General features: G+C 54.4%; 14 protein-coding genes. 2 read left to right on the forward strand and 12 right to left on the reverse strand.

Features of this window, described 5'->3' with window-relative positions:
- The 7 genes from ABJQ89_RS16855 to fabF form a co-directional block, all read right to left on the reverse strand.
- Positions 1-1,088: phage major capsid protein (locus tag ABJQ89_RS16855; protein ID WP_348497320.1), on the reverse strand; the 1,088-nt coding region annotated here is incomplete at its 3' end.
- Positions 1,089-1,112: 24 nt separating this feature from the next.
- Positions 1,113-1,673: an HK97 family phage prohead protease gene (locus tag ABJQ89_RS16860; RefSeq protein ID WP_348497321.1), complete on the reverse strand. Its 561-nt coding sequence runs from the start codon at positions 1,671-1,673 to the stop codon at positions 1,113-1,115.
- 97 nt (positions 1,674-1,770) lie between these two features.
- Positions 1,771-2,004 (reverse strand): hypothetical protein, encoded by a 234-nt coding sequence (locus tag ABJQ89_RS16865; protein WP_348497322.1) that lies wholly within the window; start codon positions 2,002-2,004, stop codon positions 1,771-1,773.
- Positions 2,001-3,188, reverse strand: a complete 1,188-nt coding sequence (locus tag ABJQ89_RS16870; protein WP_348497323.1) for a phage portal protein — start codon at positions 3,186-3,188, stop codon at positions 2,001-2,003. The genes ABJQ89_RS16865 and ABJQ89_RS16870 overlap by 4 nt, the downstream gene beginning before the upstream one ends.
- Before the next feature lie 78 nt (positions 3,189-3,266).
- A complete protein-coding gene (locus ABJQ89_RS16875) occupies positions 3,267-4,670 on the reverse strand; it encodes a terminase family protein (protein ID WP_348497333.1) in 1,404 nt (467 codons plus the stop codon).
- Between the two features lie 473 nt (positions 4,671-5,143).
- On the reverse strand, positions 5,144-6,298 hold the full coding sequence (gene mltG, locus ABJQ89_RS16880) for an endolytic transglycosylase MltG (protein WP_348497324.1): 1,155 nt from the start codon (positions 6,296-6,298) through the stop codon (positions 5,144-5,146).
- Positions 6,299-7,558: a beta-ketoacyl-ACP synthase II gene (gene fabF, locus ABJQ89_RS16885; protein WP_348497325.1), complete on the reverse strand. Its 1,260-nt coding sequence runs from the start codon at positions 7,556-7,558 to the stop codon at positions 6,299-6,301.
- 240 nt (positions 7,559-7,798) lie between these two features.
- Here fabF and ABJQ89_RS16890 point away from each other — a divergent pair, with 240 nt between their 5' ends.
- Positions 7,799-8,680 carry a DMT family transporter gene (locus ABJQ89_RS16890; RefSeq protein ID WP_348497326.1) on the forward strand — a complete coding sequence of 294 codons (882 nt, stop codon included), beginning with the start codon at positions 7,799-7,801 and terminating at the stop codon, positions 8,678-8,680.
- 586 nt (positions 8,681-9,266) lie between these two features.
- Here the strand turns inward: ABJQ89_RS16890 and ABJQ89_RS16895 are convergent.
- The 5 genes from ABJQ89_RS16895 to ABJQ89_RS16915 form a co-directional block, all read right to left on the reverse strand.
- On the reverse strand, positions 9,267-9,686 hold the full coding sequence (locus ABJQ89_RS16895) for a VOC family protein (protein ID WP_348497327.1): 420 nt from the start codon (positions 9,684-9,686) through the stop codon (positions 9,267-9,269).
- Positions 9,687-9,701: 15 nt separating this feature from the next.
- Positions 9,702-10,100, reverse strand: a complete 399-nt coding sequence (locus tag ABJQ89_RS16900; protein ID WP_348497328.1) for an SH3 domain-containing protein — start codon at positions 10,098-10,100, stop codon at positions 9,702-9,704.
- A gap of 86 nt (positions 10,101-10,186) precedes the next feature.
- On the reverse strand, positions 10,187-10,420 hold the full coding sequence (locus tag ABJQ89_RS16905) for an acyl carrier protein (protein WP_348497329.1): 234 nt from the start codon (positions 10,418-10,420) through the stop codon (positions 10,187-10,189).
- 214 nt (positions 10,421-10,634) lie between these two features.
- On the reverse strand, positions 10,635-11,372 hold the full coding sequence (gene fabG / locus ABJQ89_RS16910; RefSeq protein WP_348497330.1) for a 3-oxoacyl-[acyl-carrier-protein] reductase: 738 nt from the start codon (positions 11,370-11,372) through the stop codon (positions 10,635-10,637).
- Between the two features lie 45 nt (positions 11,373-11,417).
- Positions 11,418-12,008, reverse strand: coding sequence for a hypothetical protein (locus ABJQ89_RS16915; RefSeq protein ID WP_348497331.1), 591 nt, complete (start codon positions 12,006-12,008; stop codon positions 11,418-11,420).
- A 273-nt stretch (positions 12,009-12,281) separates the two neighbouring features.
- Here ABJQ89_RS16915 and ABJQ89_RS16920 point away from each other — a divergent pair.
- Positions 12,282-12,832 (forward strand): hypothetical protein (locus tag ABJQ89_RS16920; protein WP_348497332.1); only part of this gene is annotated, 551 nt, incomplete at its 3' end.

Consider the following 12,832-nt stretch of genomic DNA (forward strand, 5'->3'; position numbering starts at 1 on the left):
TCGCGCAACACGCGCAAATCAGGGCGCTCCGCAATGGTGTAACCTGCGCCAAAGTCACCAAAAGCAATCGCATAAGCATCGCTTGCGATGTCTGGCATGTCTTCACAGATGACCACTTTGTAGCCCAGCAGAAGCGAAGGCTCACCCGCCGCGAAACCATCCGACCAAAGGAAACGGCCATCGCCATCCTTCATCTTGCGCACGCGACCTGCAGTTTTGGAGTTCATCACAAACACACCGTTCGCGCGATAACGTGCAGCCAAGCCGTACACGAGATCCACAATCGCATCGCCCGCATCTACGGCTGCAAAACCTCCGTCAACACCGGTCGCAATATGACCAAGCTCGCCCCAAACCTCGGTGCCATTCGCCGCCGTTGTGTAGTTCAGAATACCCGTCGGCTTATCGATGCCATCACCTAGAATAAACGCATCGCTTTCAGCACGCGCGAACTTGTCCGCGATCTTACCCGCCAACCAAGTTTCAATGTCAAAAGCACTGTCATCCAACAAACGCTGGGACACTTTCGGAAGCGCGCTTAGCTCATGCAGTGCGATGGAAATACGATCCACCTGCGGCGTGCCCGTCTCTGTGGAGGACGCTGTTTCGCTCGCCCAGCCCACATTGGCATCAGAATGATCCACCAGCACGTCATAAGACGTCGCTTCAACGTTCACGACGCTCGCAATCGCACGCAAAGACGCGGCACCGCGCAGTACGCTTTGAACAGTCTCAGACGTCTGCGGATCAACCAGATATCCACCGTCTGCCGCGACAGCCGTGGACATTGCCTTACCTTCCATTTCGATGCCGCGCAGCGCATCTTCATCGCCATTACGCAGATAGGCACCGAATGCCTTTTCGTGCGGCGCGGTTTCAGTTGCAGCGCCGGCCAAAGCTGGACGGGCGGATCGGCTCAATGATTTACGTTCATACATGGTCAGTCGCTCTTCTTGCTGTTGAAATCGGTCTTCTGTTGCAGCGCGATGGCTTTGAAAGCCCGCCACGAAATCCGCCAATGCAGATTTTAGCTCTTGGGCAGGAGACACATCTTCCCCGGCCCGAGAATTCATCTCAGGATCGCTCATTGCTTCGTCCTTGTTGTTTTGAGGTTAAAGTTTCATGTCTTGCGCAGCGCCGCGCAGCACGTCAGCCAGGGAACGCAGCCCCGCAAGATCACCGCTTTGAACACTGTCACCTTTCGCGCCCACACGCGCACTCGGCAGCATCGGGAACGTCACAAGCGACACCTCCCAAAGCTCCAATTCCTGCAAATGCCGTTTGCCTTCACCAGCGCGCAGCGCCTTCTTGGTGCGATAGCCAATGGACAAGCCATCCAGCGCCCCCGCCGCGATCAAGGCCGCAGCCTCGCGCCCGCGTGCCACGCTCTCCAGCAAACGCCCCTTCACATAAAGACCCTTTTCGTCTTCACGCACCTCGTCCCACACACCAATCGGTTCGCGCGCATCATGCTGCCAAAGCATCTTGACCTGCCGACCCTGCACCGCCAGCGCTTTCAAAGACGCCGCATAAGCGCCCTTCAAAACAACGTCGCCGCCCTGATCCGCCGCGCCAAAAAAGGACGCATAGCCCTCAATCTCGACACCATCCTTGACCGTCAAAGCATCACCAAATCGGCAAAACTTACGTTCTAATTCGCTCTCAACCTGCATGAAGCATCCTTTCTCCAAGAGAAAACCATCCCGTTTCCTCTCTCCAAAAATATCCCGGGGGGTCTGCATACGCAGACGGGGCAGCGCCCCAATCCCCTTAGCCAGTCATCAACAACGGTTGCACCGCTTGCGCCAAAATCACCGCCACAACGCCATAAACCGTGAGCCATAGCCGCCGCTCCAGCCGCTCCATCACCGCTTCGATCCGATCTAGCCGCTGGCCAATCCCGTCGAACTGCAACTTCGCGACCCGCTCATGGGCCTCCAGCCGCAGCGCAGGCGCACAATCAAAGGCCTCAAACCCATACCGATCTCCACCGCGCTCACTCATGCAGCGCCCTCATCTTTCAGCGGCGGCATGCCAAGCAACGCGCGCTTCTCATCAACGCTCAGAAAATCGGCGCTAGCCACACGGCTCCACTGCGCATCGCGCTCCACCGCCAGCGCTGGCACCTGATCTAAATCTGGTTTCAGCTCGACCTGCTCGCCTGTGTAACCAGCCAACCAAGCGCCAATCTTCCCAGCAACCTTGCCCGCAAGCGGCACCACAATCTGACGATAAAACGCACGGTTCGCCTCTTGGTAATTCGCGTAAGTCGCATCGCCCGGAATCCCCAGCAACATAGGCGGCACGCCAAAGGCAATCGCAATCTCCCGCGCAGCCGCCTCCTTCGTCTTCTGAAACTCCATGTCAGAGGGCGAAAAGCCCATCGGCTTCCAATCCAAACCACCCTCCAGCAGCATCGGACGCCCTGCATTCTTTGCGCCCTGATGATAGGCCTCCATCTCATCCTGCAAGCGCTGAAACTGCTCAGGCCCCAAAGTACCCTGCCCGTCAGTGCCCTGCACCACAATCGCACCCGATGGTCGCGCCGCATTATCCAAAAGCGCTTTGCTCCAACGCGAAGCACTATTGTGCACATCCAGCGCCGTCGCCGCCGCCTGCATGGGCGACAAACCATAATGATCATCTTGCGGATGGAAGGACTTAATATGACAAATGCTCGACACAGGCCCCGACACATCAAACCGATGCTTGCGCGCGCCAACCGCATATTCATACGCCACAGGCCAACCATCACCGCCCGGCACCACCCGCATCCGATCAGAGCGGAGCACATGCATCTCAAAAGGCGCGCCAGTCTCACCCGCAACCGCTTCCACATAAGCATCGCCCGACAGCAACAACTGTCCAAACAACGCCTCGAAAAACTCAACGCGCCCCTGCGACCCATTCGGCCCTGCCAAAAGGGTCAGAAACTCATGCGCGTCAAAGCGTTGCTCGGCATTCTGTAACACCAAAGGCACCGCCGCCGCCGCTTCCGCAATCAACTTTACCGCGCGAAATCCAATCGGGTTGCCAGAAAAACCAGTCCGCGTCAGGGACACCGTATCGCGCGCACTCCACGCCACACGCCCTGCCCCATGATAGGCAACAACAGGCCCTGTTGCGCTCGCTTTGCTTTCAGGAACCGCCTGCTGAGAGCCGCGCCCTTTAAGAAAATCAAATGCCATCTTTCACTCCTTTTCGCGCAGCTCCTCTGCCGCGCTCCCCGCAAGATGCGCGCCAAACTCACTCCAAATTCTAAATCTCTACAGCGCGCGGATCTGCGGCTTTCGGTAGCTTTCACTTGGCACAATCATCGCCTCGTGCAGCGCCCAAACCAGCGCATCCACACGATCAGGCGACCCTTTGCCATCATATCCTCGCACCGTCATGCGGCACATCTGATCTTCGAGTTCTGCCAAACCACGCAAATGCGACACGCGCCCTTGTTCATAAAGCGCCGCGATCGGTTCAGCGCGCGCAGCCTTGCCGCGCGAGGCATGAACCGCCGTGATCGCCACAAGTGGATCAACCTGACGAATAACGCTGCTCACCATGTCGCCCCCTTGGTTCACTTCCACCACCAAACGCTCCGCGTCCCAACGCTCCATTGCAGTAATCGCAGCGCTGGCCCAGCCATTGGGCGTCGCGCCTTGAATACTCGCATCTTCCAGCACAAGCGCTCTCCAATCCTTCGGATCTTCCGCGTGCTGCACACCCACCACCACAATCCCGCATTCATCCGCGCCGCTCTTTGATCCAGCCGGTGGATCAACCGCAACGACGATACGATCAAGTTCTGGAATATCTTTTACCCTATGAGCCTCTAACAAAGCGCTACTCCACAGTGCGCCCTCACTGTCTTCAAGCAACACCCCGTCCAGCTCCTGCCGCCCAAGACGCGTACCGGCATAACGGCGCTCCACCTCTTCCAGAAAACTCGCCGCCAGATTGGCACGGTTCGCTTCCGTCGGCGCATGCGTCACAACAGTGCTCGGCGAAGCCAGCAAATCCTTCATGATCCCAACTGTGCGCGGCGTCGTCGTCACGCAAACCTGCGGAAGCTCCCCGAGGCGCAGCGCAAATTGCAACATATCCCACGCCTCATCCGCACGTTTCCACTTGGCCAACTCATCCACCCAAGCCCCATCAAACTGCGGCCCGCGCAATCCTTCTGGATCATGTGCCGAGAACACCTGCGCCACCGCGCCATTGGGCCAAACAAGCCGCTTGCGCGTCGCTTGCCATTCAGGCCTGCGATCTGGTGGTGAACAGGCCAAAATCCCGCTTTCCCCAAACACCATCACATCGCGCGTTTGATCCACAGTTTCCCCGATCAACGCGATGCGCGAACAGCGCCCGGCATCCTTCGGCCCAGCCCCTTCAACCTGCGCTCGCACCCACTCAGCACCTGCGCGCGTCTTGCCAGCGCCGCGCCCACCCATCACGACCCAGGCACGCCAATTCCCTTCGGGTGGCAACTGATGCTCCATCGCCCAAAATTCGAACAGAAAAGGGAGAGCCATCAGCTCTCCCTCCGCCAATTCATTCAGAAAATCATCCTGAACAGCAGGATCGGCGCAAGCGATCCAATCTGCACCCAATCGTAGATCGGGCCTGCTCGAGATCGAGCGCACCTGTGCGCCCGCCTCCGCCTCTATCGTGGTCATATTTTTCAAGACGCAACTCCATCTCATGAGCAATTTTTAACCAGTCCCGAATGTCCCCAAGGATCTTGTTCGCTTCGGATTTTGGTCCCACGTTCCCTGCATCAACCCGCAAGGCCAATTGGTTTAGCCCCGCGATAGCGCGTACCAATTGCGCTTTGGCTGATTGTTGAAGTTCGAATAAGTCCTGTCCCGACACACCTGTTTGGTTTTGTGTCATACAGTTCCTTCTCCTCATGCGCGTTGTCTCCGCACGAGCAAAATGAAAAACAGCCCTAGGATTGCTCCCAAAAGTCATTCGCCATTTCTTCCAGCATGTCACAACCTATAAGGGAAATGATGCCAAAAGTCAAGGAAAACGCATTCAAGCGCACGGCCTAAACGTTCGATAACATTAACAAATTATGAATTTTGAGAGGTAAGACGCAAACGCGTTGCCGAATGTAAAAAGGGTTGGGGATGATGCCCCCAACCCTTTAGTTGTTCGCGCGTTCCGCTTCGATCTGACGCCACTTGGCAACGTTTGCATTGTGCTCTGCCAAGGTCTCTGCAAAGGCGTGACCGCCCGTGCCATCCGCAACAAAGAAGATGAAATCAGTATTGTCAGGATCAACAGCAGCACGCAGACTTGCAAGACCCGGATTTGCAATTGGGGTCGGCGGCAGACCGTCAATTACATAAGTATTCCAGGGGGTTTCACGGCGAAGCTCACTTTGACGCAAGCCGCGTCCAAGCACGCCTTGCCCCCGTGTAACGCCATAAATCACAGTCGGGTCAGTTTGCAGACGAATGCCTTGGTTCAAACGGTTTGTGAACACCGACGCAACTTGGCGACGTTCTTCAGGAACACCCGTTTCTTTCTCGATGATCGACGCCAAGGTCAGCATTTCCTCAGGTGTTTCCAAAGGAACATCGCTGCGACGGGACGCCCAGACTTCCGCAATCCGAGATACCTGAGCGGCTTCCATACGCTCGACCAAAGCCGAACGCGTATCACCAATCCGTACTTCGTAGCTATCAGGTGCCAGCGATCCCTCACTCGGAACATCAGCAACTTCACCTTCCAGCACATCAACCGACTTAAGCTCTTCAATCACCTGCCAGCTCGTCACACCTTCCGCCAATGCAATCCGGTAACGCGTGTCAGACTCGGAACGCACACGATCATATTCCGCAGGCGCCGCATCCTCTGCAGGGTTAAAACGCGCAATCTCGGCAAAACGGTTCGTCGCAGGATCGAGCTGCCGCACCAAGACCGTCGCGCGCGTTACACCAATCCGATACACAACTTCGGTACCACAGGTGCTCGCACCACCGCGCGTGATAATGCTGGCAATCTCTTCCATCGACGCGCCTTCAGGCACCAAGAAGCTACCCGCTTTCAGATCACCGGTCTTTTCTTCGTAATCAACGCCAATGCGAAAGATCGAAGGACTAGACACAGCACCCTGCTCCGCGAGATCATTGCTCACGCGGCTCATCGTCGATCCAGAATCAACCTTGAGGCAAATCGCTTGCTCCAGCGGCCCCGCATTGCGGTATTGCCCCTGTCCCCAGAGGATCACACCCGCCAACAAGAAAAGCGCCACGATAAGAAATGTCACCGCATTAGACGCAATGTGTCGCCACATTTAGCTGACCTTCCCGAACAGAACAGACGCGTTCGTTCCGCCAAATCCAAAAGAGTTGCTCAAAGCCACGTTAATTTCACGTTTCACTGGCGCATTCGGGGCCAGATCAACCGCAGTCTCAACCGCAGGATTATCTAGGTTAATCGTCGGCGGAGCCACCTGATCACGGATCGCGAGGATCGAGAAGATCGCCTCAATCGCACCAGCCGCGCCCAGCAAGTGGCCCGTCATCGACTTGGTCGAGGACATCGTCACCTTGCTCGCATGCTCACCCATCATCCGCTCAACCGCGCCAAGCTCGATTGTATCAGCCATCGTAGATGTGCCGTGTGCGTTGATGTAATCGATGTCTTTCGGCTCAAGACCCGCTTTTGCAAGCGCCGCGCGCATAGAGCGTTCACCGCCCTCACCCGTCTCGGATGGCGCCGTGATGTGATACGCATCACCGGACAGACCATAGCCAATCACTTCGGCATAAATTTTCGCACCGCGCGCCTTGGCGTGTTCGTACTCTTCCAGCACAACAACACCCGCGCCTTCACCCATGACAAAACCATCGCGGTCATTGTCATAAGGACGGCTCGCCTTGGTTGGATCATCTTCGCACTTCGTGCTCAGCGCCTTACAGGCGTTGAATCCAGCAATACCAATCTCTGAAATCGACGCCTCTGCACCGCCCGCAATCATCACATCCGCATCGGACGTCATGATCAGACGTGCCGCATCGCCAATCGCATGCGCACCAGTCGAACAAGCCGTCACAACGGCGTGGTTTGGCCCTTTAAACCCATACCGAATACCGACCTGACCAGAAATCAAGTTGATCAAAGCACCCGGAATAAAGAACGGTGAAACACGGCGCGGGCCGCGCTCATGGATCAAAACCGCCGTTTCCGCGATAGAATTCAAACCACCGATACCAGATCCGATCATGACACCTGTGCGCAAACGATCTTCTTCGTCCTCAGGCATCCAATCCGCATCGCGAACAGCTTGCTCAGCAGCGGCAATTCCATACAGAATAAAGTCGTCGACCTTACGACGCTCTTTAGGGAGCATCCAATCATCTGCATTGAACGTGCCGTCGGAGCCATCGCCAAGGGGAACTTCGCAAGCGTATTTCGTTGTAACGCGGCTTGCGTCAAAACGCGTAATAGGTCCCGCGCCAGACTTACCGTCTAAAATTCGGCTCCAGCTTTCTTCCACACCGCTCGCAAGCGGCGTAACCAATCCAAGACCTGTGACAACTACTCGGCGCATAAAGACTGCCCTCTATATATAGTGTTCGTTGCCGCACACTTACCTTGGGTTGGGGGTAGCTGGCAAGTGGTTGGCCAAATTGCAGGCAGACTCATGCTTTCTTTTCAAATTCGCCAATTTCCGCCCGTGAATGTCCAAAAATAAGAACAAATCACCGAAAACAAAGACCACACTCGAATTTCCCGTACCGATAGCCCCATGGCGCTTGCTCAGGCGCAAACAAGAGAACACACATGACGCATGGATTCGCGCAAAAGTTTTCTCCAAGGCATCGGCCTCAGACTCCTCTCCGCCTTCTTGATCACCGCGATGTCCGCCGCAGTGCACGGCGTCGCGGGCAGCGTTCCAATCGGTCAAATCATGTTCTGGCGCTCCATCCTCGCGCTCATTCCCATTTGCCTTTATATGATGTGGCTTGGTGAATTCCCCAAAGCGCTCAAAACGAAACATCCAATGCTCCACGTCACGCGCGGTGGCTTTGGCGCCTTCTCTATGGCGATGTCCTTCTTGTCCCTCGCCTATCTGCCCGTCGCCAATGCCCAAGCGCTGGCCTATCTTGCGCCAATCCTTGTTCTCCCCCTCGCCGCCATCATGTTGAATGAAAAGCTGACCAAAGCCATCTTCCTAGCCGTCACCCTTGGCTTCGCAGGTGTTTTGCTCCTGCTCTGGGAGGCGTTCGAGCTTCCCGGTGAAAGCGCATGGATCGGCGTCAGTGCGGGCCTTGCCTATGCCTTCACAATGGCCTTTGTGCGCGTTCATACAAAGACGATGACACTTACTGAAAGCGCCTCTACGATCGCCTTCTACTTTGCAATCGTCGCAGCTATCATCGGCCTTGCAACGCTCCCCTTTGGCTGGGTAGCCCTAGACCAAACGCTCTTCATCTGGCTGGTTTTTGCAGGCTTGATCGGCGGCATTGCTCACATCGTTTCAAACGAGGCCGTCGCCCGCGCCCCCGTCAGCGCCCTCGCCCCGTTCGATTTCACAGGCCTCGTCTGGGCACTCGGTTTCGATTTGATCCTGTTTTCAGCTGTGCCGGGTGCTCTCGGATTTGCAGGTGTCTTCACCATCACAGCCGCAGCGCTTATCGTGACCTTCATAGGGGCCAAACCAAAAAAGTGACCTAAAGCGGATGACGGCAATACACCAAACAACAATATGTCATGCGAGAAAAGAAAGAGTAGTTGAATTTCATCAATTCGACTTTCGTGTAACTATTGATTACTTCGCGCCGCGATTAATATGGTTTTTTTGGGATATTTCCATGATCTCTCCATTTTCGATTGACCAAATGAGCCTGTAAAGATGGGCGCTCCCAAAAACTCTCCACGTTAGATCAAGTTTAGAAGCAGCGAAGATTTGGCAATCGGGCAACACACAACTGTTGAGCCATTTTTCACGTTCTTCAGCAGTGTTAAACAGCTGAGTGTCGACAACATAATGTCTCCAATTCGACGTGCCAAACTCGTAAAATTCTGCGTTATGTCGCTTAACTATTGTGAAGTTCTTAATTTGAAGAAAAGTTAGCAATTGCCCATTGAGCGTTCCCGCTGGAAAATTTCGAGAAATACGTAGATGACTGAGTTTTGGTATGCACCCAGAAAAGTAAACAAGGATAAAAATGAAGGAAAGTAAAAGAATCACGCGTTTGACCATACCACTAAATATTTATTTTGCGATAAACTTACAATGCATCGAAGAGTCAGGCTTATACAGTACGAGAGCCAATATCCTGATAAAACCGCAGTAAATACCCATCAGGATCAGCCACAACAAACTGCCGATTGCCAAGCTCGATATCCCCTTTGCGATACCAACGATCCTCTAGCGCTAAATACAAGTCGATGCCCGCTGCCCGCAACGCCTTAATCATCGGCGCAACGGCATCAACCTTGATCTGCACGTTCAATCCACGACCGAACGGGTAAGCGTCAGGCAAATGCCCATCATCGAACGTGCGTCCGGTGCCGATTTGATCAATCATCAATTCAGCACCGCCAAGCTTCAGGTAGCTAAACCCATCTTCCGCGCGCTCGTAAACATACTCAAATCCCAAGATTTCGCAGTAAAAGCGCCGTGAACGCATCCAGTCGGAAACCGCAAATTCAGGGACGAGATCATTTGGCATCGCAACCGCGCCCGATCAGTCCAGAAAACTGCACAAATACCCGTCATGCGCCCAACCGGACACTGGCAAAGCTTTGAAATCCTGTGGCACGCCCTCGCTCGTGTGGGTGCGATAGCCGTCAACGACCCGCACCCAATTCCCGCGGCGCTCGGAAATATCAACGACCAGAACCGCCAAACGTTTAAACGCGCGCACCTTTTTAAAATCCGAACCCGGACCTGAACGAACCGTCAAAAAACCATCAGGCCCGTTCACATTGCACACCATTGAATTATGCTCGTTAAAATCGTTATGGGGCCAAGTCACATCGCGATCCAACCCGCCAAGATAGACTGATCCATAAACAGCTTCTTCCGCCACAACCGGAGCGGCCAAAAACAACGCAATCAAACTTCCCAAAATGGTATTCTTCATAAATCTTATCCAAATATCTTATCTAAAACGCAAAACGCCCTCCGTATTTCTACGAAGGGCGCTTCAAAGTCTATATCTAAGAGAGCTTATGCAGCTTCAGAGATGAACTTCACCGCGTCGCCGAAAGACTGAATGTTTTCAGCTGCGTCATCAGGGATCTCAATGCCGAACTCTTCTTCGAACGCCATAACCAATTCAACTGTGTCAAGGCTGTCTGCGCCAAGATCGTCAATGAAGGACGCGCCTTCAACAACTTTGCCTTCTTCCACACCAAGGTGCTCAACTACGATCTTTTTTACACGATCTGAAACGTCGCTCATCTCGAATTCCTTATATCTTGGGCCAATGACCCGTTGGTGCCTGTCCCCAGCGGGGCACATGATGTCGCCCGTGTCGGGCGCGTGTAAATGCCCGAGCTGGGCAGCTTTTGTTCCCGAAGGAACACCTTGTTTGATATCAAACAAGGTCAATGATGCGCCGCCTATAACACACGCGGCGCGTAAGGCAAACGGAATCGCTTGCCGAACTGATGGCTTACAACATGGCCATGCCGCCATTCACATGCAAGGTTGCCCCTGTGACATAAGACGCTTCGCTGCTCGCCAAATAGACAACAGCAGCAGCAATTTCATTGGGCGTGCCCATGCGACCCGCAGGAACTTGACCCAAGATGCCTGCCTTTTGGTCGTCATTCAGCTTATCCGTCATCGCAGTCTCGATGAATCCGGGCGCAATCGCGTTCACCGTGATGCCGCGCGATGCAACCTCATAGGCCAGGGATTTTCCCATCGCGATCATACCAGCCTTTGACGCGGAATAGTTCGCTTGGCCTGGGTTACCCGTTGCGCCAACGATAGAGGAAATATTCACGATACGGCCCCAGCGCGCCTTCATCATGCCGCGCATCACACCTTTGCAAAGCTTCATGGTCGCTGTCAGGTTCACATCAAGAACCGACTGCCATTCATCATCAGACATACGCATGAACAGGTTATCGCGCGTGATACCGGCGTTGTTCACCAAGATATCTACCGCGCCCATCGCTTCCACGGCTTGCTTTGGCAATGCAGCGACCGCCTCCATGTCCGACAGGTTGCACGGCAGAACATGAGCGCGCTCGCCAAGTTCAGCGGCCAAGGCTTCCAGCGGCTCTGTACGCGTACCTGAGAGGCCAACCGTCGCGCCAGCGCTGTGCAACGCACGCGCGATATCCGCGCCAATGCCACCGGACGCGCCCGTAATAAGCGCGCTTTTTCCTGTTAGATCGAACATTAAGGGGTCTCCCGTCTCTGCCACTCTCGCTGTGGAGAAAGGCAGTTAGTTTGCTATAATCACTTCGCCAGTATTGGCACTGACAATCCCCATAGCGCCAATTTCAGCGATTGTCATGGGGCGAGGACGTCTGCGACCCCCAAATTTTCCAGCAAAACGCGCATAGGCATCACCGCCCGTCATTTCTGTGACGAAACCTGCATGCGCCTCCGCATCCGCGCCGCGCAAAGCACCAATCGTCGCGCCCTCTTCCATGGTGCGCTGCGTGCCCCCAAGAAATGCATCAACTGCGCCGCCGCTGATCGTGGAATCGTTGCGCAAATGGGTGCTGAACTCAGCCGCTCTAACTGCGCGTGCGAACCCGAAAGCCGCATCGCTACCCACAGGCCCGTCAGCTTCTAGGAAAACCAGTTTGTTCGCGTCAGGATTCGAGGATCGAACAGCTTCAAAGCCCGCCACAGTGTCCGCATTTATGGAACCCGAGATGTAAATCGTATCTCCCTCGGCAAGGAACCCCGTCATATTATCTTGCGCAACAGGCTCTGGCTGCACAACAAACCCCTCTTGCACGACCGGAACATTACCCGCGCGAAGGCGCGCGCAGCCACTCAGCGCAAAGGCGCCAAAACCTAACAAAAATACACGTCTCTTACTTAAATCAATCATAATATTTGCCTCAAATTTATATGCCTCACCCGCAGGGTGACCTTAGGTGAATTAAATCTCAACCTCGATTGAAGAGACACACTGTTTCGGCGATGCACCGCTCAGGCTCAGGACCCAAAAAACATAGACTTGTCCGAGTTTTCCTAAAGTTCGGCACACTGCCGCCCAGCTTTCGGCAAAGTTGTCCATCACAAAAAGACTGCAACCCATAAGCGACCAAGCCTATTTTTCGAAAGACCTGCTATGATTCAGCAACAAATTGCCCAGTTTACTCAGTCCTTGCAAAATCTTGCGTCTGACTATTCCGATCCAAGGATCATTTTAGAAACGTTTCCAATTCTAAAAGACTACCCGATCATTCAAGAACACCCAGAATACCTATTGTATGGTGTCGGCGGCATCATGAGCCTGCTATTCTTACGCAAACGCATGAAGAAAAGCGCGAAAGTAAAACAAAGCAAAATCGCAATGATTATGCCAAAGCCTTATGTAGCTGACGAGGATCAACTTGAGGCTGCGGATAGCATGAGCTTTGCACCGGAAGGGTTTGACAAAGAAGGTCTTTCCGAAAGAGTGAAGCGCGCCGACGGCGAGCGGTTGCGCATTCGCAAATCCAAATCTGCCAAGCCAGAGACGCCAGAACCTCAACCACGCCCGATAGCCGAGCCAACAACGCGCAGTCCTCAGCAACAGCTTGAGGACGTCAGCGCAATGAAATTTACAGCAAAGCCCGCGATGACCCCTGACGAGGCACGCATGCGCGTACTTGTGCAAGCGGTTCTCAATGAATTTGG

Source organism: Planktotalea sp. (assembly GCF_039984035.1).
Lineage (GTDB): Bacteria > Pseudomonadota > Alphaproteobacteria > Rhodobacterales > Rhodobacteraceae > Planktotalea.